22 protein-coding genes are annotated in these 23,316 nt (G+C 51.5%); 5 read left to right on the top strand and 17 right to left on the bottom strand.

Annotated features, from left to right (window positions below; genetic code table 11):
* From gldL to JS578_03985, 17 genes are all read right to left on the bottom strand, one after another.
* Positions 1-711: a gliding motility protein GldL gene (gldL, locus tag JS578_04065; protein ID QRX64430.1), complete on the bottom strand. Its 711-nt coding sequence runs from the start codon at positions 709-711 to the stop codon at positions 1-3.
* Positions 712-739: 28 nt separating this feature from the next.
* On the bottom strand, positions 740-2,152 hold the full coding sequence (locus JS578_04060) for an SUMF1/EgtB/PvdO family nonheme iron enzyme (protein ID QRX64429.1): 1,413 nt from the start codon (positions 2,150-2,152) through the stop codon (positions 740-742).
* A 66-nt stretch (positions 2,153-2,218) separates the two neighbouring features.
* Positions 2,219-3,184 (bottom strand): PorP/SprF family type IX secretion system membrane protein, encoded by a 966-nt coding sequence (locus JS578_04055; GenBank protein ID QRX64428.1) that lies wholly within the window; start codon positions 3,182-3,184, stop codon positions 2,219-2,221.
* A 35-nt stretch (positions 3,185-3,219) separates the two neighbouring features.
* Positions 3,220-4,314 carry a VOC family protein gene (locus tag JS578_04050; GenBank protein QRX64427.1) on the bottom strand — a complete coding sequence of 365 codons (1,095 nt, stop codon included), beginning with the start codon at positions 4,312-4,314 and terminating at the stop codon, positions 3,220-3,222.
* A gap of 38 nt (positions 4,315-4,352) precedes the next feature.
* Positions 4,353-5,144, bottom strand: coding sequence for an SDR family NAD(P)-dependent oxidoreductase (locus tag JS578_04045; GenBank protein ID QRX64426.1), 792 nt, complete (start codon positions 5,142-5,144; stop codon positions 4,353-4,355).
* Positions 5,145-5,161: 17 nt separating this feature from the next.
* A complete protein-coding gene (locus JS578_04040) occupies positions 5,162-6,487 on the bottom strand; it encodes a pyridoxal-phosphate dependent enzyme (GenBank protein QRX64425.1) in 1,326 nt (441 codons plus the stop codon).
* A gap of 45 nt (positions 6,488-6,532) precedes the next feature.
* Positions 6,533-7,798, bottom strand: coding sequence for a pyridoxal phosphate-dependent aminotransferase family protein (locus tag JS578_04035; protein ID QRX64424.1), 1,266 nt, complete (start codon positions 7,796-7,798; stop codon positions 6,533-6,535).
* A 96-nt stretch (positions 7,799-7,894) separates the two neighbouring features.
* Positions 7,895-8,143: a hypothetical protein gene (locus JS578_04030; protein QRX64423.1), complete on the bottom strand. Its 249-nt coding sequence runs from the start codon at positions 8,141-8,143 to the stop codon at positions 7,895-7,897.
* A gap of 133 nt (positions 8,144-8,276) precedes the next feature.
* Positions 8,277-8,990: a CDP-diacylglycerol--serine O-phosphatidyltransferase gene (gene pssA, locus JS578_04025; protein QRX64422.1), complete on the bottom strand. Its 714-nt coding sequence runs from the start codon at positions 8,988-8,990 to the stop codon at positions 8,277-8,279.
* A 6-nt stretch (positions 8,991-8,996) separates the two neighbouring features.
* A complete protein-coding gene (locus JS578_04020) occupies positions 8,997-9,674 on the bottom strand; it encodes a phosphatidylserine decarboxylase family protein (protein QRX64421.1) in 678 nt (225 codons plus the stop codon).
* 5 nt (positions 9,675-9,679) lie between these two features.
* The gene (locus JS578_04015) at positions 9,680-10,294 is read right to left on the bottom strand and encodes a CvpA family protein (protein QRX64420.1); all 615 of its coding nucleotides are present in this window, start codon (positions 10,292-10,294) and stop codon (positions 9,680-9,682) included.
* A complete protein-coding gene (murI, locus tag JS578_04010; GenBank protein QRX64419.1) occupies positions 10,291-11,130 on the bottom strand; it encodes a glutamate racemase in 840 nt (279 codons plus the stop codon). Before murI ends, JS578_04015 begins: the two co-directional genes overlap by 4 nt.
* Positions 11,131-11,151: 21 nt before the next feature.
* A complete protein-coding gene (locus JS578_04005; protein QRX64911.1) occupies positions 11,152-11,631 on the bottom strand; it encodes an OmpH family outer membrane protein in 480 nt (159 codons plus the stop codon).
* Between the two features lie 210 nt (positions 11,632-11,841).
* Positions 11,842-14,964: a translation initiation factor IF-2 gene (gene infB / locus JS578_04000; protein QRX64418.1), complete on the bottom strand. Its 3,123-nt coding sequence runs from the start codon at positions 14,962-14,964 to the stop codon at positions 11,842-11,844.
* A gap of 83 nt (positions 14,965-15,047) precedes the next feature.
* Positions 15,048-16,475 (bottom strand): transcription termination/antitermination protein NusA, encoded by a 1,428-nt coding sequence (gene nusA, locus JS578_03995; protein ID QRX64417.1) that lies wholly within the window; start codon positions 16,473-16,475, stop codon positions 15,048-15,050.
* A 3-nt stretch (positions 16,476-16,478) separates the two neighbouring features.
* Positions 16,479-16,946 carry a ribosome assembly cofactor RimP gene (gene rimP, locus JS578_03990; protein QRX64910.1) on the bottom strand — a complete coding sequence of 156 codons (468 nt, stop codon included), beginning with the start codon at positions 16,944-16,946 and terminating at the stop codon, positions 16,479-16,481.
* Positions 16,947-16,954: 8 nt separating this feature from the next.
* Positions 16,955-17,146, bottom strand: coding sequence for a hypothetical protein (locus JS578_03985; protein QRX64416.1), 192 nt, complete (start codon positions 17,144-17,146; stop codon positions 16,955-16,957).
* Between the two features lie 65 nt (positions 17,147-17,211).
* Here JS578_03985 and JS578_03980 point away from each other — a divergent pair, with 65 nt between their 5' ends.
* The 5 genes from JS578_03980 to JS578_03960 all read left to right on the top strand — a co-directional run bounded on the left by JS578_03980 (position 17,212) and on the right by JS578_03960 (position 23,315).
* Positions 17,212-17,790 carry a DUF5063 domain-containing protein gene (locus JS578_03980; GenBank protein QRX64909.1) on the top strand — a complete coding sequence of 193 codons (579 nt, stop codon included), beginning with the start codon at positions 17,212-17,214 and terminating at the stop codon, positions 17,788-17,790.
* A complete protein-coding gene (locus tag JS578_03975; GenBank protein ID QRX64415.1) occupies positions 17,781-18,377 on the top strand; it encodes a 3'-5' exonuclease domain-containing protein 2 in 597 nt (198 codons plus the stop codon). The genes JS578_03980 and JS578_03975 overlap by 10 nt, the downstream gene beginning before the upstream one ends.
* 1 nt (position 18,378) lies before the next feature.
* On the top strand, positions 18,379-19,566 hold the full coding sequence (locus tag JS578_03970; protein QRX64414.1) for a class I SAM-dependent rRNA methyltransferase: 1,188 nt from the start codon (positions 18,379-18,381) through the stop codon (positions 19,564-19,566).
* Positions 19,567-19,857: 291 nt separating this feature from the next.
* A complete protein-coding gene (locus JS578_03965) occupies positions 19,858-20,835 on the top strand; it encodes a GSCFA domain-containing protein (GenBank protein QRX64413.1) in 978 nt (325 codons plus the stop codon).
* 11 nt (positions 20,836-20,846) lie between these two features.
* Positions 20,847-23,315 (top strand): bifunctional UDP-N-acetylmuramoyl-tripeptide:D-alanyl-D-alanine ligase/alanine racemase, encoded by a 2,469-nt coding sequence (locus JS578_03960; protein QRX64412.1) that lies wholly within the window; start codon positions 20,847-20,849, stop codon positions 23,313-23,315.
* Position 23,316 lies beyond the last annotated feature (1 nt).

Genomic DNA, 23,316 nt, shown 5'->3' with positions numbered 1-23,316 from the left:
TTATGTTTGAGGGGAGCTGCTGTTGCCGCCCCTGTGTACAGTCATGGCCTGCAGCATGCGGGCGTAGGCGTCATTCAACTCACGGAGCTGTGATGCCATCCGCTCCGTCTCGCGACCGATCAGCGTGCCGTCGGGCAAGCTGTCGCTGTAACTGCTTTTCAGCCGCTGCAATCCTCGGTTGATCTGTTCAATGGTATCTATCTGGCCGCTGATGCTCTTCAGCTGCACCTCATAAAGGGCATTGAGCCCGGAGAGCGTGCTGTTCAGCTGCTCCATCTGACGGTTGTAGTTCTCGGTCTGACCGGTAAGGTCGTGCGGGAATCCCTGACCACTTTCTTTTGCCGGTTGTTGGGAGTATGATCGTGTATCTGCATCACTTACATTGTTTCTGACCGATGTGAGCGGTGATGTTGCCTCTCCGTTGAAGTCGGGACGATCTTCAGGATTCTGTGACGCCAGCACCGGGAACACCTGCTCCCAGGGGTAGTCGCGCACCGGCGTGTCGAAGGCGGAGATGAGGAACACCAGTACCTCGGTCACCATCCCGATAAAAAGCATCTCATTGCCGTAAGGGAAGTGGAGTAGCTTGAACATCGCTCCCAGGATCACCAGGGCAGCGCCGAAGCTGTAGGCGAAGTGGATGGCCCGCTTTCCTTTATCGGTCTGCAGGTATTGTTCCAGTCGGTTTTTCGTTTTGTGGTATGCATTCATATGTTAGCAGTTTGATTGCTGTTTTAGTTTACTTGCCCGTGCTCACCTGGGTACGCACGCAGCGGAACCCGATCCAGGAACGTCCTTTGTGCTGCAGTTCGGTGTCGCGCATGTCGGAACGGATGAAAGTGGCATTGTCTTTCCAGGATCCTCCCTTCACCACCTTGCGCTTCAGGATATCGGGGTCATCCGCCAATGCGTTGTAGCGGTATTCCGGATTGAGGTCGTTCATCAACTCGAGCCCTGAACCACTGTAGGCGGTGGAGGTCCACTCCGCCACGTTGCCCGCCATGTCGTAAAGTCCGAAGAGATTGGGTTGGAAACTGCGCACACGTGCAGGGATCAGATGGTTGTCGGCGGCATAGGCTCCCTCCCCCGGGTTGAAGTTAGCCTGGTAGCAGTCGGGGTCGTTCTTTCCGTCGCCCGTCTCCCAGGGATAGCGGCTGTCGCTGCTGGCGTTGCGTGCCGCAAGCTCCCACTCAGCCTCGGTAGGGAGGCGGTACTTTTCGATGATGACCCCTTCTTTGTTGATGCTGCGGCGCAGGAACATCGTCCGCCACTCACAGAAGGCGGTGGCCTGCTCCCAGCTGACACCCACCACCGGGTGATGGGCGTAGGCGGGGTGGGCGAAGTAGTTGCGCATGTAGACCTCGTTGTTGGCGTTGGGAAAGTCTTTCACCCAACTGGTGGTGTCGGGGTATATGTTGAGGATGCGGGTATGGACGAAGTCGTAGAGGCTGCTCAGGGGACGTGTGATGGTCTCATTCACGATTTGCCCGTCGAAGGTGACATAGGCGGTGTCCTTGCTGATCATCGCCCTTTCTGTACCGGTGGTGTTTGCGGTAGCTGCATCCTTAATCCTGTTCAGTTGCTCTTGCCTGCGGGCGGCCTCTGCGGCGTCGAACCACTCGTAGCGGAAGTTGAGCTGTGCCCCATCGAGCATCTTCTGTCCCGTGATGGGGTGGGTGACGTAAAGGCTGTTGATGGCTGCCTCCTCCTCTTCGGTGTTGCGGTTCCAGGGGATGGGAATGGACCAGTTGAGGTGCGGCGTCACCGGGTCGCCGTATTCATCTTCGGTGATCTTATAGAAATCGTCACCCGCGTAGCGGGGATCAGCGATACGCTCGCGGATGATTGAGTCGCGCACCCAGTAGATGAACTGCTTATACTGAGAGTTAGTGATTTCGGTCTCATCCATCCAGAAATTGTCGACCGAGATACCCCGCGTCGGAATGTTGATACCCCAGAGCGAGTCGAGCTCTCCGGGTCCCATGGTGATGGATCCGCGGGTGACCAGTACCATGTTGTAGGGAGTGGGCTCATCCCACACCTTCCCCGTCGGTACACCGGTAAGTTCGCCTCCCATGCTGCCGATCCCCGGCCGTCCGCAGGAGATGATGACCAGCAGTGTGAGTGAGAAGAAAAAGAAATTTCGCTTCATCTATGTTGTTTTTTACTATTAGCTGTTAGCTGTCAGTTTTTTTATGAGTCATGAACCCATCAACGTTTAAAGCAACCGGATGCTTTTCTGTGGCTGTCGTCTTGGCGACAACTGCTCCGTTGCGAAGCGATAACGCAATGTCAGCTCATGGCTGCCACGGCTGACCTTCCCCATCCCCCTGGTATGGTGGTCATACCCGTATTCAAGTTCGATGCCTTTAAGGGTGGTGCCTGCAAAGAAGCCATAACCGTCTCCGGAGCGCCAGTAGAGACCCCCGGAGAAGCGATCAACAATCACTGCACGGAGTGTTGTCTGCAGGTGACTGTAGCCACTGCCGGTTTGTACCCAAACCATCGGTACTATAGCAAACGAATGAGAAAGCCGGATATTGTATCCTGCCATGAAATGTATTGTACGGGGGATAATGGATTTTAGGGAGTCGGATTGAAGGTCGAGGGTGTCATTTTGAGTCTGAAAGGAGGGTTGGTTGAGATGAAGGAGCGAGAGGCCTGCATAAGCGTTGTCTCCCTGCCAGGCGATGCCTGCTCCCAGGTCGGGCAGCTGCCGCTTCACGCCCTCCACGATGTAGGAAGGCTGTGCGCTTTCATTATCGTTACCACTGATACGGGAACTGCCCTCATCAAAAGCCAGATCAAGGATACCTGCATGCAGTCCGAAGCGGAGATTCCCGTTGCCAATGGGCAGGATATAGCTGTACTGAGCCGCCAGCAGACTGTTTCGCAGATTTCCTGCCGTGGTGCTGTATGCGGTCACCCCTCCACCGTGGCGTTCCCCCAAGAAGTCGAGCGGCATATGGCCGTTGAGGATCACCCGCTGAGGGGCATGCCGGATACCGGCCCACTGGTAGCGGTAAAGCACTGCGATATCAATCATCTCACTACCGCCCGCGAAAGCAGGGTTGTAGTGTCCTTTTACGGTCCAGTAACGGCTCACCGGTGCATCCCACTGTGCGTGTAACAGTGGGATGGAGCAACAGATCATCATCAGCAAAAGAAACCGCCCTTTTTCCATTGTTGCTATAACTGAAAAAGGGCGGAAATATTGTATCAGAGGCGCTCCGTTTTTACCCGCATCAGGCTCAGCGCTTTCAGCATCCAGCGCGGAAGTGGTTTTTCGGGATCCCTCTTCTGCAGGTTGATGCTGAGCCCCAGCTTTCTTACCAGCGGCACCTTGTGCGTCTCTACGAACTCAATCAGAGTGCCGTCCGGATCTTCGATGTAGGCGAACTGACCTGCAGCATCACCCATGTCAAAAGAACTGCCCTCCCTGAACTGTTGGCTGGTGTCCACGGTGAAGGGATGTCCCAAAGAGGCACACTTCTTGCCGAGCGCTTCCATGTTGCGGATGTCAAAGCAGACCTGTATGAAACCTGGGTCACCCCAGTAGCGTCCCTCATAAATCTTGCGCGGGGTACGGTCCAGTGCCTGCACCAGCTCGATGCGGGAGGGTCCAAACAACTCGCTGAAACTTCCTTTTCTGAGTTGGGAGTGGCCCAGCAGACGCCGGCGGAAGCCTCCTGTTCCTCCTGGCAATGCAGCATAATCGGGGAAGGTGCCTGTTTCATCTGCCAGGATGGTGTCGTAACCCAGTATGTCGTGGTAGACGGTCATCGCCCTATCGATGTCAGTGACACCGATGGTGACACCTGCCACTCCGCCGGTCAGTCGCCCTTCATCCTTGAAGAGATAGTCATCCTGCACCACCTGGAAGAGGTTGCCATAGGGATCCTGCAGGTAGAAGGTCTGGCTGCCGTCAATATTGTTGTTCAGTCCCCCTACAAGCTTTGCCTTAGGGTTGCGGGAGAAGGCTTCGAAAGCACTTGTCACATCCCTGCTCCTGAGCTTGCAGACCAGCACTCCCAGGTCGCCCATCTGCAACTCGAAGCCGAGAGGCTGCGGTTTTCGTTCGGCGTACTGCCACACCTCGAAGCCTCCGCCACCCTGCATATTGACCGCGATGGCGGCATGCCGCCGCTGCGGCTTCCCGCCGGTGTAGGGCAGCATCAACTCAGCCACCTTGTTGTCCTCCAGGATGCGGACATCCATCTGAAACAACTCTATGTAATATTTCCAGGCTTCGTAGAGATTTTCTACTCCGATGCCTACCTGCTGGATGCCGGCGATATTGTAATTGTGGGTCATTTGATGAGTGGTTGATTGAAAAAATAATTCTTGTTGTCTCAGGTAGCGTTGATACGACGTACCAGCCTGCGCGATAGCGCCGGCAGGAATCGTTTGATGTAGACCATCAGCAGCTCGGGACCTCCTACCAGCACCTCCGGCTTCTGCTTTTTGATTGCCTTCACGATCTTGCGGGCAGCCTTCTCCGCGGTGATTCCGTTCTGCTGCCCCTCATCCATCCTGCCGTGCTTCTTGCCATCGCCCTCCAGCGCGTTGACGGAGATCTGCGTTTGCACCCTGCCGGGGCAAACCATCACAACCCGGATGCGGTCGTCATGATACTCAGCCTGCAAGGTTTCAAAGAAGCCGTAGAGCGCGAACTTGGAGGAGGCGTATGCCGACCGAAGCGGGAAGCCGAAACGACCGGCGATGCTGGTGGTGACGGCTATCGTGCCGCCTCCCTGTGCAATCATCGGTGGCAGTAGGCGTCGGGCAATCATTGTTGGTGCAAAGAAGTTGAGGTTCATTATTTTCTGGTCCACAAGCGGGGAGGTATCCAGCACCTTCGTCCGCTGGCTGATGCCGGCGTTGAGGAAGGCGATATTGATCCTGCCGAAGAATGCCAGCGCCTTGTCGGTCACCGCATCGAGGGTGCTCAGCTCTGAGAGGTCACAGGGCAGTATCTCGCAGCGTGCTCCCCGTCGGATGCACTCCTGTTGTACCTCTGCCAGCCGCTCTGTCCGCGTGGCGGTGAGGATGAGGCTTGCCTGCTCCTGTGCGAACCGGAAGGCAGTCGCCTCCCCGATTCCGGAGGAAGCTCCCGTGATCCATATGACGGGTTTGGTTGACATCTTTTTTTTAAGCTCTCCTATTCCAGCACTTCGTTCCAGAGCTCTTTGCGATAATCCTCTATGGAGTGGGGGGCGCACTCCTCCACGTTGCTCACGTTGTGTGAGGTATATATCATCTGTTCCAGGAAAAGCGGAGCTCGGTTGGGCCCCTCGCCGATGTTGAGAAGTACCGTCTCCCCATCCTTGATCAGGTTCTTTCTGAGGGCAATGAAAAAGCCGGCCAGGCAGACCGCTGAGGCGGGACCGGGGATCACCTTCTGCTCGTAGGCGGTGAGCTTACCCACCGCAACCAGCTTTTCCTCACGCATGCGGAGGAAAGTGCCTCCCGATTTTTTTACCAGCTTCGCGATGATGGGATAGCTGGCAGGATTGCCAGTGGCCAGCGTGGGGACCTCCGTGGCCGGGTTGTCGATTATGGGGTACTCCTTCTCGAAACCTTCTGGAAAGCCGTTGGCCTCCGCCTGCTCCCATGCCTGCACCATCGGGTCGCAACCGTCGCTCTGCACCAGCAGGAAACGGGGGTTCTTCAATTCAGGATAGAGATGGCTGATCTCACGGATACCCTTGTCGATGGCGATGGGACCGGTACCACCGCTCACCGCCTGGATGTATACATCGGGGAACTGATCCATCTGGCGCAGCCACTCAAACACCATCGTCTTCTTCGCCTCCACCCGTATGGGGTCGATGTTGCCGGTCGACATGGGGATGCCGTGAATCTTCGCGTAGCCTGCAGCGATCTCCTTCGCTTTCGCATAGTCTCCCTTCACCCGGAAGACCTGTTGTCCGTAGGAGCTGATGGTTGCCTCAGAAGTCTTGATGGCATCCTCCGGCATGAAGACCGAGCAGTTCACTTTCGCCATGGAGAGGTACTTGGCATAAGCTGTTGCTGAATTGCCGGTGGAAGCGATGCAATACTGCTTGATGCCCAGTTCATTGAAGAGGCTGGCAGCCATCGATGCCGCGGGGTCTTTGAAGGTGCCCGTACCACCGTTCAGGTCGTTACGGTAGACGTGAACCTTGATATCCAGACCATATTTCTCACGGGCAAACGCCTCCAGGAAACTCCATCGTTCCACTGGCACCGCTCCTTCATTGCGGGAGATGATGTGACGCCGGCGTAAGAGGGGCAGGAAGGGGAAGTAGTGCCAGAAACTGTCGGGCTTCCGTTTGATGATGCGCGCCAGTCGCTGGTAACGCCGGTTGTACCACACCTCGGAGTGTTTGCTCCCGCAGGAGGGACACTGCTGTCCCTGGTCGAACCAGGTCCAGAAGTTGGGGGTCACGTGACCACACTGCGTGCACTGCAGGTGATACTTGTGCTGTATCTTGACTCTTAGCATCTACTGATTTTTTCTGTGAGGAAGCAGGTCCCTCCGGTTGGAAATTTATGCGTTCACCGACATGGTGCGCATCTCGTCCGACTGATACTTGCCATCTGCAAGGTTTTGCTTGATCACTTTGAACACCTCGATGGTACGTTCCACCTCTGCCAACGTGTGCGAGGCGGTGGGGATCAGACGCAGCATCAGCACCCCTTTCGGTACTACCGGGTAGACTACGATAGAGCAGAAGATGCCGTGGTTCTCGCGCAGGTCGATCACGATGTTGGTCCCTTCCGGTACGGAACCGCTGAAGTAGACCGGCGTCACAGGCGACTCGGTGTTGCCGATGTTGAAACCTTCGGCTACCAGTCCCTCCTGCAGAGATCTGGCGACCTTCCAAAGGTTCTCTTTCAGCTCTGGCTGTGATTGCAGGATCTCGAGACGCTTCAGGGCACCGATTACCATGGGCATGGGAAGCGACTTGGCAAAGATCTGGGAGCGCATGTTGTATTTCAGTGAGTCGATGATTGCCTTCTCGGAGGCGACAAAGGCGCCGATGCCGGCCATTGACTTTGCGAAGGTGCCGAAGTAGATGTCCACCTCGTCCATCAGCCCGAAGTGCTCACTGGCACCCGCACCGGTCTCACCCATGGTGCCGAAGCCGTGGGCATCGTCGATAAGCAGGCGGAAGCTATATTTCTCGCGCAGCTTTATGATCCCCGGTAAGTTACCCAGATCGCCCGACATGCCGAAAACCCCTTCAGTGATCACCAGGATGCCTCCGCCATGTTCTTCTGCATTTTTCGTGGCGAAGCCGAGCATCTTCTCACAGCGTTCCATATCGTTGTGCGGGAAGACAAAGCTCTTACCGCCCTTGGCCTTGTGGAGGAAGATGCCATCCATGATGCAGGCGTGCGACTCGGAGTCGTAGACGATCACATCGTTGCGAGACACCAGCGAGTCGATGATGGAGACCATTCCCTGGTAGCCGTAGTTGAGCAGGTAGGCTGCCTCCTTCTTCTCGAAGCGGGCCAGCTTCTCTTCCAGCTCACGGTGGTATTTGGTCTGCCCCGACATCATGCGTGCACCCATCGGGTAAGCCATGCCCCACTGGGCGGCAGCTTCTGCGTCTGCCTTTCTCACTTCGGGGTGGTTGGCCAGTCCCAGGTAGTTGTTCAGGCTCCAGGTGATCATCTCGCGTCCCATGAAACGCATGCGGGGACCAATCTCTCCTTCCAACTCGGGGAATGCAAAATAACCGTCTGCTTTTTGTCGGTACTGCTCCAGCGGACCGCTGACACTCTTCAGCCTATCAAAAATATCTGTCATATTCTCTGAATGTAAAAATTTTCTTATATGATTTTGGTAAATTCCGATCGAAGGCAAAAATAGCCACTTTTTTGGAGAATAAAGCAACAGGTATGGTTATGATTCTCCCAGTGGTTGTTTAATTTCGGTGAACTCAACATCCTCAGCTTCGCTCTTCTCGAAAGTTTTCTTTTGATACTCAATGATTCTATCTTCTTGAGTTTCGGGCTGTTTAGGCTGGCTTTGGGAAGTTTGACGGTTTGCGGCCGATTGTCCGTTGCGTTTGCCCGTAAGAAATGCCACCAATCTTTTCATCAGAAGATAAGCGGCTACAAAAAAAAGGAGAAATTTGATTAGAAATCCCATAGAATGTTGCTGATTAAATGCTCTAAGATGTAAAGATACGAATTTCGATTGTTCACATCTCCCGCTTTATAATATTTAACGGTTTGTAATCCCAGAGTCCATGAAAAGAGAAACGAATTGCGTGAATGATTCCTTATTTGTTTGTTCGTTTTTTGATAAGTGACGTTAACATCGATAGAGCGATATATGTAAGAATCGACCAGGCAATGCCGGTGACTCCCCATACTGCGATCAATGCCGCTGATAACAATAACAGGGTAAACTGTTGTCTGTTTCCTTCCAGTTGCAACGATTTGATCTTAAGTGAGAACATGGTAATCTCACTCACCATCAGAAGAGAGAGGAGCAGGATCAACGCATAAGTCAGGTATAGGAACTTGTCATCCAGTGGAGACAACTGCACCATGCCGTAGCAATAGCTGATCCAGAAAAGAGCATTAGCCGGTGTGGGAAGACCAAGGAAGGAGCTGCTCTGTCGCTCGTCGAGGTTGAACTTCGCCAGGCGATAGGCTGAAAAAAGGGGAATCAGAAACGCAAAGAACGGAACAAATGGCGACATACCACTCAATGCTTCCGGCAGTGAGAGATAATCGCGCAGCAACACGTAAACAGCCATCGCCGGAGCTACACCAAAGCTGACCACATCAGCCAACGAATCCAGCTCTTTTCCTATGGGGGAGTAAGCATTGAGCAACCGCGCCGCCATCCCGTCCAGGAAGTCGAAGAGTGCCGCCAACGCTACCCATATGACAACCGCTGTGAAATTTCCACGGAAAGCCATGGTGATGGCAATACAACCGGCCAGGAGGTTGAGCAGTGTGATGAGATTGGGTATCTGCTTCCTCATGTCACATTATTTATTTTGTTTGTTAAGTCGAGCCAGGAAGGTGATGTTGGCTCTAACCTCCTCACCCATTGAAACTAGTATCTCGCTGTCCAGCGGCAGGAAGATGTCCATGCGTGAGCCGAGTTTGATAAAGCCAAGCGGTGAACCGATGTGCAGTTCATCACCTTCTTTCACATAAGTGACGATACGGCGTGCCACGGCCCCTGCGATCTGTTTGGTGAGGATGGTGCCATGCTCGGGCGTTTCAATCAGGATGTTGGTATGTTCGTTTTCATGACTCGACTTGGGCAGGTAGGCACGGTAGAAATTGCCTGCCACGTGCGAGTAGTGCGTGATCTTTCCTGATACGGGAACCCAGTTGGAATGAGCATTGAAAAGCGACATGAAGATGGAAATCTGAATGCGTTCCTCCTGAAAGAACTCTTTCTCAAAGACCTTTTCAATCACCACGATACGGCCATCGGTAGGGGCGTTGACCAATCCGTGCAGGTCCCCCTTGTAGGTTCGTTCAGGCTGTTTGTAGAAGTTGAGCGCGGTAGCGAAGAAAGCAATTGAAACTCCCAGGAGCAAGACTGTGAAGATTGTGTCGGGGAACAACATGAATGATGCTGTATTGAACAGAATCAACACAACTAAGATACGAATTAGAGGAGCTTTGCCCTCCTTGTGAATTTCAAATTTCATCTCTCCTAATTTACCTCGAAATAACGTTTCTGATAGCTTGAATCAACAGGTTGTCCCTCCGGAATCGATTGATAGAGGCTGTCTGATTTCTTTTCTATCTCTTCACGATAACTTTTTGGGACATACTCATCCCAGAAACGGCTGTTCAGATGCGGAACGATGGCCGGTACCACGGCCTCAACCCTCGAATAGAAAAAGGAATCCTGTTTTATTTGAGGATTGATCACAGTCTCACTGCGGTCAAGCAGTAAGACAAGGTTGAGCAGGACGCTCAGGAAAAGCATCATGGTGCCTGCCGCAATTACTGCGCCTCCAAGACGATTCAGGAAACTGAGCAGTACCAAATCGAAAAATTTTTGAATGAGTTTGCCCACAAGAGTGAGTGCTATTGCTATTGCGGCAAAAGCAAGGAGGAAGGAGAGCACACGTGCTGCTTCGGGTGAAAGATTGATCCATCCCGTAAGATGAGGAAGGATCATTTCTGCCACCCTGCCGCCAAAAATGACAGATAACAGCAGGATGGCCAGTCCCACCAGCTGCATAATCAAACCCTTGCGATAACCGTTGATCACTGCAATGAGCAGCAGAATGCCAACTGTAAGATCGAACCAGTTTGTCATAGTTTTTCCAGTTTGATTTGTCGGGCATCAACCCGCTCACGCATAAAGATTGATGCCAGTTGGTTAAACTTATCGGAGGCGTCGGTGGTATAGTAGCGTACCATGCCGCCTTTTGTACATTTAGCATCCATCTCCTGGTGACGTGCAAGGTAATCTTTGAGGCTTTCAGCCACGTAGCTGCCCTGTGTGAGCACCTTTGTGCCAGCGGGCAGGTGTTGCATTATCTTGTCAAGCAACAGCGGATAATGGGTGCAGCCCAGGATGATGGTGTCGATCAGCGGGTCTTTCGCCATCAGTTGTTCCAGATGCTGTCGCACGAAATAGTCGGCTCCCGGCTTGTCGTGCTCCCTGTTTTCTACCAGCGGCACCCACATCGGACAGGCTTCGCCAGATATGGTGAGGTGCGGATGCAGCTTGTTGATTTCAATTTCATAAGAACGTGACTGGATGGTTCCTTCAGTGCCGAGTACACCGATATGATCACTGCTGGTCATCTCAGCCACCTGCTCTGATGTTGGGCGAATAACCCCCAGCACCCTTCGTTCAGGATCAATGGTTGGCAGGTCTCGTTGCTGAATGGTGCGCAATGCTTTTGCCGATGCGGTGTTGCAGGCCAGGATCACCAGGTGGCAGCCACTGCTGAACAGCCATTCAACCGCTTCCCGTGTGAAATGGTAAACAGTGTCGAAGGAACGACTACCGTAGGGTGCCCGGGCGTTGTCCCCCAGGTAGAGGTAGTCATATTGCGGCAACAAAGATTTAATGGCCGACAGAACCGTCAGTCCGCCGTAACCAGAATCAAATATGCCGATGGGACCGGCCACCGTTGGTAACATCACGATTCACAGATGAAAATATTAGTTTATCCCCAGCTTGTTTCTAACAAGCGGATTGGCATCCACAGCCTCGGGCGAAACAAAGGCTATACCCTCATCGGCCAGGTCGTAAATCACCGTGAAACGGTGTTCGAGACCCACTGCATGTATCGCTTCGCGGATCTTCTCCCGGAGCGGATCCAACAGTCCCTGTTCCTGGTGCTCTATATCCTGTTGTGCAAGCTCCATGAACTGTTGTATTCTGTTTTCGAGTTCTGTCAACTCCTGCATCCTGCGCAGCTTGATGTTCTCTGCAAGCGATGCCTGGTAGGTGATATAGTCGGAATATTTCTTGTTGTATTCGCTCTGCATCAACTCCAGTTCTTTCTTGTAGTTTTCGTTTAAGGCGACCAATTGCTCAACAGCAAGCTTTTTTTCGGGAAAAGCTTCCAACAGCTCCTCGCTGTTCACGTAGGCCACGCTCACCATTTGTTGTGCATAAGCAGCAGTAGTAGCCAACATCAGATATGCCGCAAGCGTAAAAAAAATTCTTTTTGTCATAATCATCCTTTTTTTCCATCCCTGTGTGTTGCGGCCGCATCTGCCCGATATCGGACAGATGCAGTCGCTTTCAGGGTAGGAATTAAAATAACAATGTCAACTGGTTATACACTTCTGCCCCCGGGCTTCTCACTGGTGTGGTAGAGCCCTGCATATTGTAAAGGGACTTTCTTACAATGTTCTTTTCTCTTCTGTCTCTTCAAATGCCTCAATGGTGTCTCCCACCTTGATGTCGTTGAAGTTGCGGATTGTGATCCCGCACTCGTAGCCCGAGCTCACTTCACGTGCATCCTCCTTGAATCGCTTCAGTGAATCGAGCTCTCCGGTGAAGATCACGATACCGTCGCGAATCAGGCGTATGCGGCTCGATCGCTTGATCTTGCCGTCGCGAACCATGCTGCCGGCAACAGTACCCACCTTCGAGATCTTAAAGACGTCAAGCACCTCGACGTTTCCGGTGATCTCTTCTTTCACCTCGGGAGCAAGCATCCCTTCCATGGCTGCCGTTACCTCTTCGATGGCGGCGTAGATGATGGAGTAGAGACGGATGTCCACTCCCTCTTTTTCTGCTTCTTTGCGAGCACCCAGTGAAGGACGCACCTGGAAGCCGATGATGATTGCATCGGAAGCAGCTGCCAGCGTGACATCAGACTCTGAGATCTGACCAACTGCCTTGTGGATCACGTTCACCTGTATCTCTTCCGTAGAGAGTCGTATCAGTGAGTCGGAGAGTGCTTCTACCGATCCGTCCACGTCACCCTTGACGATGATATTCAGTTGCTGGAAGTTGCCGATGGCAATGCGGCGGCCTATGTCGTCGAGGGTGAGCATCTTCTGCGTACGGAGCGACTGCTCTCGTTGCAATTGCTCGCGGCGGTTGGCGATGGATCGTGCTTCCTGCTCGGTTTCCATCACGTTGAAGGTGTCACCCGCCTGAGGAGCACCGTTCAGTCCGAGGATCAGTGCCGGCTCAGCCGGTGCGGCTTTCTCAATTCGCTGGTTGCGTTCATTGAACATTGCCTTCACACGTCCGTAATAGGCGCCGGCCAGCACGATGTCACCCTGGTGCAGGGTGCCGTTTTCCACCAGTACGGTGGAGACATAGCCACGACCCTTGTCAAGCTCCGACTCAATGATCGAACCGGAGGCACGTCGGTCGGGATTGGCTTTCAGATCAAGCATATCTGCTTCAAGCAACACCTTCTCTAGTAGCTCCTGTATACCGATGCCATTCTTTGCTGAGATGTCCTGCGACTGGTACTTGCCGCCCCAGTCCTCTACCAGGTAGTTCATTTCGGCCAGGCGTTCCTTTATCTTTTCAGGGTTGGCACCCGGCTTGTCAATCTTGTTGATGGCAAAAACAATTGGTACTCCCGCTGCCCCTGCATGGTTGATTGCTTCAACAGTCTGAGGCATCACGTTGTCGTCGGCAGCCACAATGATGATGGCAACATCAGTAGCCTTGGCACCACGTGCACGCATGGCGGTGAAGGCCTCGTGACCCGGGGTGTCGAGGAAGGTGATCTTGCGTCCATCCTCCAGCTGTACGTTGTATGCTCCGATGTGCTGTGTGATTCCACCCGCTTCACCGGCAATCACATTGGTGTTGCGGATGCTGTCCAGCAATGAAGTCTTACCGTGGTCCACATGGCCCATCACCGTCACGATAGGAGGACGTGATACCAGATCCTCGTCTGCATCAACCTCTTCGGAAATGGCTTCAATCACGTCGGCACTCACGAACTGAGTCTTGTAACCATACTCCTCAGCCACGATGTTGATCGTTTCTGCATCAAGTCGCTGGTTGATGGCCACCATCACTCCAAGGCTCATACAGGTGGAGATCACATTGGTGACCGGTACGTTCATCATGTTGGCCAGGTCGTTGGCTGTTACAAATTCGGTCAGCTGAAGCACGCGGCTCTGCTTTTCCTGTTGCATCAACTCCTCCTGTTGCCTGTGTGCACTTGCTTCTCTCTTCTCGCGACGATATTTGGCGCCGCCCTTCTTGCCTTTTTTCTCGGTGAGTCGTGCCAGCGTCTCTTTGATCTGCTTCTGTACATCCTCATCGCTCACCTCAGCCTTGACAGGTTTACGAAGCGAAGGCTTCCGGTCACCACGGGAGGTCTGCCCAAAGCTGCCCGGTTTATCAATGTTTACCTTTGCGGTGCGGATTCTCTTTCGTTTTTTCTTCTTCAGATCCTCTTCACTCTCACTGACAACCGGTTTTTTCTTCTCATCGATTGCCTCTTTCTTCAGCAGTTTTACCTTTTCCTCTTTCAGCTTCTTCCCGTCTACAGTCTTCTGCTCACGCTCCAGACGCTCTTTTTTGCGTTGGGCACGCGATTTGCGTTGCGGGCGGGTACGGTCATTGATGGCGTCAAGGTCGATAGACCCCTTCACCACGATGTTCGATTCCAGCTTGTTCTTATTGAGACGGAACAGATTGTCACTGTTTTTTGTCTCTGCCGTTTCTTCAGTTTCTGTTTCAGTCGTCTCTTCAGTTTCCGTTTCTGCTGTTTCCGTTTCTGCCGTTTCTGCTATCTCTGCTGCTGTGGCTGGAGGTGATTCCGGCTCAGCTTCCTTCAATTTCTCAGCAAGCTCGCTTGGATGTTTTGTATCGCTTCCCTCAACCGGCAACACATGCTCCTCCTCAGTTTCGGTTGCTTGGCGGGGAGTGGCTTCTGCCTGTGGGGCAGTCTCCTCAGCAGGAGTGGCTTCTGCCGGTGTTTCAACAACTTCGGGAGGCGTGATAGGTTCTTGCTCCTTTTTCAGGTCGGCATCATGCTCTTTTGATTCAGCTGTCGGGGGCTCCGATTGAGTTTTCTCTTCTACGGGAAGATCTATTTTCTGCTCGCTTTGCTTTTCCGCTGATTCTTCAACAGCAGTCTGCTGTGCTTCACGTTTTGGTTCACTTTTCTTCTTTCCCACGTTGTCGAGGTCGATGCTGCCCACCACGTTGAAGTGAGGTTTCATCTCTTTGGGAATTTCGGTTTCAATCACCTCTTTCTCAGCCTTCTTCTTGGGAGCCTCCACTTCAGGTAGCTCGTAACCTTCAATGGCTACGGTCTCCCTCTTCTCGTCACGGCGGTGCATCTTCTCGCGTGTCTCGGTCGCCTCCCGGCGGATATTCTTATCTTTACCGAATTCGGCGATCAGTATATCGTACTGTTCATCCTCAATTTTTGCATTAGGATTTGCTTCTACTTCAATACCTTTCTTATGCAGAAATTCAACCAACGTGTTGATTCCTACATTCAAATTCTTCGATACTTTTATTAATCTAATAGGCATATATATCTTCTATCCCTTTCTCTGGTTATTTTATCTGTGAACAGTATAGGTTGTCAGGCTTTTTTGGGGTGATGCAATGTCTGTTACTTCACCTCTTCCTCTTCTTCAGTCTCTTCGGCTTGCCCGCTATCTGCATCCTCCTGCTCGGAGTTTAGATCGGTATCCTCCTGGTTGGAGACTAAATCGGCATCCTCCTCCTCACCGGAGAACTCGTTGCCAAATTCAGCGTCGCTGTCGCCTTCTTCTTCTGCTGCCTCCTCTTCTTCAAATTCATAGCGAAGGATTGCCAACACTTCATCTACGGTGTCCTCTTCCAGGTCTGCTTCGCGTATCAACCGCTCACGGCTCGTGGCCAGTACGTTCTTGGCGGTAGAGCAGCCTATTTTCTTCAACTGGTCGATCACCCATCCGTCGATCTCGTCGCGGAATTCATCCAGGTAGATGTCCTCTTCGTCCACCTCGTCGATGTCGCGGAACACTTCAATGTTGTAACCTGTAAGCATCGAGGCCAGCTTGATGTTGGCGCCACCTTTGCCGATGGCCAGTGATACCTCCTCAGGGTTGAGGAATACCTCTGCGCGCCTCTCCTCTTCTTTGAGGGTAATGGAGTTGATGCGGGCTGGACTCAGTGCACGCTGGATGAAGAGCGTGGTGTTGTTGGTGAAGTTGATTACGTCGATGTTCTCGTTGCGCAACTCACGCACGATGCCGTGGATACGGAATCCTTTCATCCCCACACAGGCACCTACCGGGTCGATGCGATCATCGTAGGCCTCAACGGCCACCTTGGCACGTTCACCCGGGATGCGTGCAATCCCCTTGATGGTAATCAGCCCATCGGCGATCTCAGGTATCTCCTGCTCGAAGAGCCGCTCCAGAAATACCGGAGAGGTGCGTGAGAGGATGATCCTGGGATTGTTGTTCTTGTTTTCCACACGGGCTACCACAGCGCGTGCATGCTCTCCCTTCCGGAAGAAGTCACTCGGAATCTGTTCGGTCTTGGGCAGGATCAGTTCGTTGTGCTCATCATCGAGCAGCAACAGTTCTTTCTTCCAGATCTGGTAGACTTCACCCGAGACGATCTCACCAACCTTCTCCTTGTATTTGTTGTATAGGTTGTCCTTCTCCAGTTCCAGTATCTTGGATGCCAGCGTTTGCCGCAGGTTAAGGATGGTGCGGCGTCCGAAGTGCTCTAGTGAAACCTCATCTGTCACCTCTTCTCCCACCTCAAAATCTTCGTCAATCTTCAGTGCTTCGCTGAGCGTGATCTCCAGGTTGGGATCCTCCAGCTCGTCATCTTCAACAATGGTGCGGTTACGCCAGATCTCCAGGTCTCCCTTGTCGGGATTGATGATGATATCGTAATTCTCGTCGGTTCCGTTCGCCTTTGAAATAACATTGCGGAACGACTCTTCCAGCACACTGATCAGTGTAGCTTTGTCGATATTCTTCAGTTCGTTGAATTCGGAAAAAGTATCTATGAGACTGATGGTTTCTTTCTTCTTGCCCATATATTATTTGAATCGTATAAGATATTTAGTATGTTTCACATCATCGTATGAGAAGCGGAGATCCTCTTCCACTTCCTGTTTGCGTTTTGCCCCTTCAGGTTTTACCTTGCGTGTGACCGTCAGGGTGAAACCCTCATCATCAGACGAACGCAGGATACCACTGTGCTTGACACCGGTACGGGTGAGCACCTCTACCTCTTTGCCCTCATACTTGCGGTACTGACGCACAGTCTTGAAGGGAGATGTGAGTCCTGCCGAGGTGACTGTCAACTCAAAATCCTCGCTGTCGCGGTCAAGCTGACCCTCTATGTGACGGCTCAACGCAGCGCACTGATCAATGTCCACACCCTCATCGTTGTCAATCTCCACGATGATGCTGTTATCACTACCCAGGGTGAGATCCACCAGGTAGTTGGTCGTATCTTTCAGATACTCCTCCGTGAGGGTGATAAGCATGTTTTTGTCGATCATCATAACGTTTAAGAACAAAAAAGGAAGCGGTTTTTCCTGCTTCCCTCTCTCTTGTCGGATGCAAAGATATTATTTTCAATCGGATTCACAAAATCTTTGCACGCTTTTTCTCCAAACAGAGGTGCTTTCAGCATGCATTCATTCTCCCCCTGTGATAGACGCTTCATGCCTGTTGCTTTAATGGCTTTGCTTCCTGTCATTCGTTCTCGGAAATTTTGTCTATTTTTGTAGTTGCAAACGGATGAACAGATTAAACAAGAGAAGCATGGAGAAAGAGGAGAAGAGTCAAATAGCATACCACAAAAATGTGATTGATTTTGTAACCGTGGCAGCAGAGCTTTGTCACTTCCTGGAGAGTGAGGCTGAGATTTCGCGAAAAGAGTGGGTGGAGAGGATGCTAAGACTGTTGCCCTTGCTCTATGTGAAAACCTTGTTGTTGCCACAAGCATCGATGCTGAGCGAAGAGGTGCCCCCCACATTTGTGCGGGAAGAGGATTACGCACGGGTGGTCAATCGCATTGCTGAGGTGATGGGCGAAGAAGATACTTATCTGGATGTGTTTGTCGATGAGATGAAGTACAGTGATCGTCCCATTTCAGCATTTGTCTCTGAGAATCTGGCCGATTTGTACCAGGATATCCGTAACTTTGTTTCGGTATATCAATTTGAACTGTCCGATCAGATGGAGGATGCATTGGCAGTCTGCCGGGAGAACTTTTTGCTCTACTGGGGACAGAAACTGGTGAATGTGCTTCGCCCGCTGCATGCACTAAAGTGCAGGTTTGAAGAGAATGGAACCGATGAAGAAACGGATATTAATAACATTGAAGAATTGTGGGATTAACCATTACCAAAGAGCAACTGGCCGAATTGCCGAAAGAGACCTTTAACGGCAGCATAATTGTTGTAGATCATCAGGAGGAGGTGGCAGCGGCTGTAGCTTATCTCAGCAACCATAAGGCCATAGGTTTCGATACAGAAACAAAGCCTTCGTTCAAGCGGGGACAGAACCACAAGGTGGCACTGATGCAGCTGGCTACCGATGAGGTTTGCTATCTCTTCCGTCTCAACCGTATCGGCTATCCCAAAGAATTGGTACAGCTTATGAGCAATCCCGACATCAAAAAAATAGGTCTCTCCCTGCGTGACGACTTTGCTGCCATCAGGCAGCGATCGGTACGTAAGCCTGAGAACTTCATTGATCTGCAGCTTTTCGTTGACAAGTTCGGCATCGATGACAACAGCCTGCAGAAGATATATGCCCTGCTCTTCGGAAAGAAGATATCAAAGAGTCAGCGCCTCTCCAACTGGGAGGCACCTCAACTGACCCCCGCGCAGCAAGCCTATGCCGCCATCGATGCCTGGGCCTGCCTTCACATCTACAACCATCTGGTCGATTCCGACAGCCCTACAACCAAACAACAAGATTAAGATGTATCAATCAATTCAATTGAAACCGAAAAAGGATGAATCGCTCAGGCGCTTTCATCCGTGGGTTTTCTCAGGTGCTCTCACCCAGGCACCCTCTACACTCGCTGAGGGAGATGTGGTGCGTGTGTTGGCTGCCGACGGGAGCTTCCTGGGTGTGGGGCATTACCAGATAGGCAGCATCGCTGTGCGCATCCTCTCCTTCCAAGATCAGCCCATCGACAACGATTTCTACCTGACAGCGCTCACCAGCGCCTTACAGTTGCGAAAAGAACTGAAACTGTTGCGTAGCGACAACAATACCTACCGTTTGGTGCATGGTGAAGGGGACAATCTGCCAGGACTGATCATCGATATCTATGGTGACACCGCCGTGATACAGGCCCACTCGGTGGGGATGCACCGTGACCTGGAACAGATCATGGCTGCTTTGAAAGAGGTGATGGTCACAGAGGGCCTGAATCATATCTATTATAAATCGGAAGGGACACTGCCTTTTAAGGCTGAACTGGGTGCTCAGGACGGCTATCTGTGGGGTGGGAAGCAGACTGATGCCGTTGCCCTTGAAAACGGATTGCAGTTCCAGATTGACTGGCTCCGCGGGCAGAAGACCGGGTTCTTTATCGATCAGCGTGAGAATAGGAAACTGCTGGAAGAGCATGCAGCCGGCCGCCGAATGCTCAACATGTTCTGCTACACCGGTGGTTTCTCAGTCTACGGCCTGCGTGGAGGTGCCTCACTGGTCGATTCGGTGGACAGCTCCTCAAAAGCGGTCTCCATCACCGATCGAAACATCACGATGAACTTCGGTGATGAACCCCGACACCACTCTTTTTCCCAGGATGCATTCCGTTATCTGAAAGAGACTCCCGAAGGTAAATATGACCTGATGGTGCTCGATCCTCCGGCCTTTGCCAAACATCGCGGTGCGGTGAACAATGCACTCCAGGGGTACAAGAAGCTCAATCTGGCGGCCATGGCAAAAATTGCGCCCGGAGGCATTCTCTTCAGCTTCTCATGCTCTCAGGCCATTACAAGGGAACAATTCCGGCTTGCTGTCTTCAGCGCAGCAGCCATATCGGGAAGAAAGGTGAGGATCCTTCATCAATTGTCGCAACCGGCAGACCACCCCATCAACATCTATCATCCGGAAGGGGAATATCTGAAAGGATTGGTACTTCGGGTGGAATAAAATGTGAAAAACCTATTTGAATCAGGCGAATTGGGCCATTTTTAGTTAAACTGTGCAAAAATGATGATTTTTCTGCTCAATAGTTATGTTTTATAACACAAAATCGCCTATCTTTGCAATGTGTTTTTCATGGTATTAGATTTAAGGTTAACAATGAAGATTGGTTGTCGTGAGACAACCTTTCCTTTTTTATATCCCTTCCATTCCCATTTTCACAAATTATAATCGGTTCCTTTTCGCATAATGGTTGCTTTATTGTTATTTTTGTATGACAATAGAGAGGCAACACAGATGGAATTTCGTACACGCATTGATATTACGGAAGGTGAGGTGATGATCAATCACAGCACTGAAATGATGATGCTTGGTTCCTGTTTTTCTGAAGAGATAGGCAGCAAGCTTCTTGCGCATAAGTTTCGTGTGGATGTCAATCCTTTTGGCATTCTCTACAATCCCTTCTCTGTGTCAGAGGCTCTTGCGAGAATAATCTCAGGAAATCCCTTCAGTGAGCATGATCTTTTTTACTACAACGGGATGTATCACAGCCCGATGCACCACGGTGCGTTTTCATCACCACGGTTGGAAGAGGGCCTGCAATTGATCAACAAGCGATTTGAAAAAGCAGTGGCTCTGTTGCCGCTGACTGATCTGCTGATGGTCACCTTTGGCACTGCCTGGGCCTATCACCGGAAAGATGACGATAAAATTGTAGCCAACTGTCACAAATTACCGGCAAACCTGTTTGAACGTACTCGCCTGTCGATCGGAGAAATCACCCGGGAGTGGGTAGTGCTGATTCAACGTCTGTTTCAGCTTAATCCCCAAATGAAAATACTTTTCACGGTAAGCCCCGTCCGGCATATGAAGGATGGAGCACATGAGAACCAACTGAGCAAGGCTACTCTCATGTTGGCAATTGAACAACTTCAAACGTTGTTTCCAAGGCAGCTATACTATTTCCCTGCCTATGAACTTATGCTTGACGAGCTACGTGATTACCGTTTCTATGGTGATGATATGCTGCATCCCTCCTCCTTGGCGGTGAATTATATATGGGAGGAATTCTCCCGATGCTGTTTTTCTCCAGAAACAGTTGCGGTGAACAGAGAGTGGTCGGTCATTCGTCAGGCATTGGAACATCGTCCACTACATCCCGACAGCGAGGCTTTCAGTCGCTTTCGCCAACAGACGAGAGAGAAGCTGGAGGCGTTTGCCCGTCGTCATCCCTCAATCTCCTGTGAAGAGGAGAGATTAAAGCTGAACTTGTGACAAAAAAACATATGAACTACACCATTCAACAGATCGCATCAGTCCTGCAACTGCCGGTAAAGATACTGCATCCCTGCATGATCCGTCAGATGCTGACCGACAGTCGCAGACTTACTGATCCGGCTACCACTCTCTTCTTTGCACTCGAAACACGCAGCAACGATGCCCATCGATTTGTGACCGATCTCTATCAGGAAGGGGTGCGCAGTTTTGTGGTGACAAAGATGCTCCCTGAGTGGGCTGCCTTCAGCGATGCCAATTTTCTTCCGGTGAAGAATAGTCTTGCCGCGCTGCAGAAGATCGCTGGATGGCACCGATCGCACTTTGAGATACCGGTGATTGGCATCACAGGAAGCAATGGGAAGACCATCGTTAAGGAGTGGCTATACCAACTGCTGGAGAAAGATTACAACATCACCCGATCTCCACGCAGTTACAACTCACAGATTGGCGTACCCCTGTCGGTATGGCAACTGGATGAAAAAAGCACGCTGGGCATTTTTGAAGCCGGCATCTCGCAACCCGACGAGATGGAACAGCTGGAACCGATCATTAAACCGACCATCGGCGTCCTGACCAAGATAGGGGAGGCCCACCAGGAGAATTTCACCTCTCTCCAGCAAAAATGTATGGAGAAACTGGAGCTCTTCGTCAACTGTGATGTCTTTATCTACGATGAAGACAACGACCTTGTATCGCGTTGTGTTGATCTGATGGTGCTTTCACAGAAGTCATTCTCCTGGTCGAGGAGAAACAGCGATGCACCGCTTTACATCTCCGATGTAGTAAAAAGTGAAACGCATACACTGATTCGTTACTCTTTCCTTAACTTTGAATACTCATTTCAGATCCCTTTTACCGATGAGGCTTCGATCGAGAATGCCATCAGCTGTCTGGCGGTGGCTCTCTACCTGCATGTGTCACCAACGGAGCTGGCCGATAGAATGAGACAGCTTGAACCGGTAGCCATGCGCCTGGAGTTACGCAAAGGCAAACAGGGATGCCTGATCATCAATGATACCTATAACTCCGACATCAACTCCATCCGGATCGCACTCGATTTTCAGCAACAACGCCATCAGGAAGGATCTCTGAAAAAAACAGTGATTCTCTCCGACATTCTGCAAAGTGGCTTGTCACCCCGTTCCCTTTACCGGAGGGTGGCGGAATTGACGGAACAGGGGGGGATTCAAAAATTAATCGGAATCGGGCCTGAAATATCAGCCAACGGAGAGGTTTTTGCGCAGCAGGAGAAGATTTTCTTTCCCTCCACCGATGAGTTCATTCGCTCAGGTCTCTGGAAAACATTCCGGGAAGAGCTGATCCTTTTAAAAGGGGCACGTAAATATCATTTCGAACGAATCAGCACACTCCTTGAAGAGCGCATCCATGAGACACAACTGGAGGTGGACCTTGATGCGGTGGTGCACAACTTTAACTTCTACAAGTCGAAACTTCAGCCTCATACCAAGCTGGTTTGTATGGTGAAAGCCAACGGATATGGTGCCGGTGCCGTCGAGATTGCCAAAACTCTGCAGTATCATCGCTGCGATTACCTTGCCGTGGCCGTTGCCGAAGAGGGCATTCTCCTCAGAAATGAAGGTATCACGTTGCCGGTGATGGTGCTCAATCCAGAGGTGAACGGCTTTGAGGAACTTTTAACACACGATCTTGAACCGGAGGTATACAACTTCAGGATCCTGGAGGCATACATCAAAGAGGCAGAAAGAAGAGGAATCACAGACTACCCCATACACCTGAAAATTGATAGCGGCATGCATCGGCTTGGTTTCCTTCCCGAACAGATTCCTGTCCTGACTGAACGACTAAGTGAACAGAAGGGACTGAAAGTGCTCTCTGTGTTTTCACATCTTTCTGCCAGCGAAAGCTGGTTGTTCGATGATTTTACCCGTCAGCAGATGGATAGCTTTCATATGGCGGCCAATGCCATTGAGGAGGCATTGCAATACAAAGTATGGAAACATATCCTCAACTCAGCGGGTATGGAGCGTTTTCCGGCCGCGGAATGGGACATGGCACGACTGGGTATCGGTCTTTATGGCATCAGTGCCAGTGGTCTGCAGGGGCCGAGGAATGTCTCTACGCTGAAGACAACTATTCTTCAGATCAAGGAGGTAGCTGCTAACGAAACAATTGGTTACGGTAGAAAAGAGATGCTGTCGCGGAATGCTCGCATTGCCACCATACGCTTTGGTTATGCCGATGGCTTAAACCGGCAGTTTGGCAATCGCAGGGGGAAGGTGTTAATCAACGGGTTTCCGGCACCCATCATTGGAAATGTCTGTATGGATCTCTGCATGGTAGATGTGACTGACATCCCTGCACGGGAGGGTGATGTGGTTATTCTCTTTGGGGAGCAGCTTTCGGTCATTGAGCAGGCCGAATCGATCGGAACCATTCCTTATGAGATTCTCACCTCTCTATCCCCACGTGTGAAACGCATCTACATCAAGGAGTAGG

The organism is Dysgonomonadaceae bacterium zrk40, assembly GCA_016916535.1.
Taxonomy (GTDB): domain Bacteria; phylum Bacteroidota; class Bacteroidia; order Bacteroidales; family Dysgonomonadaceae; genus Proteiniphilum.
This window is presented reverse-complemented; position numbering and strand designations above follow the sequence as displayed.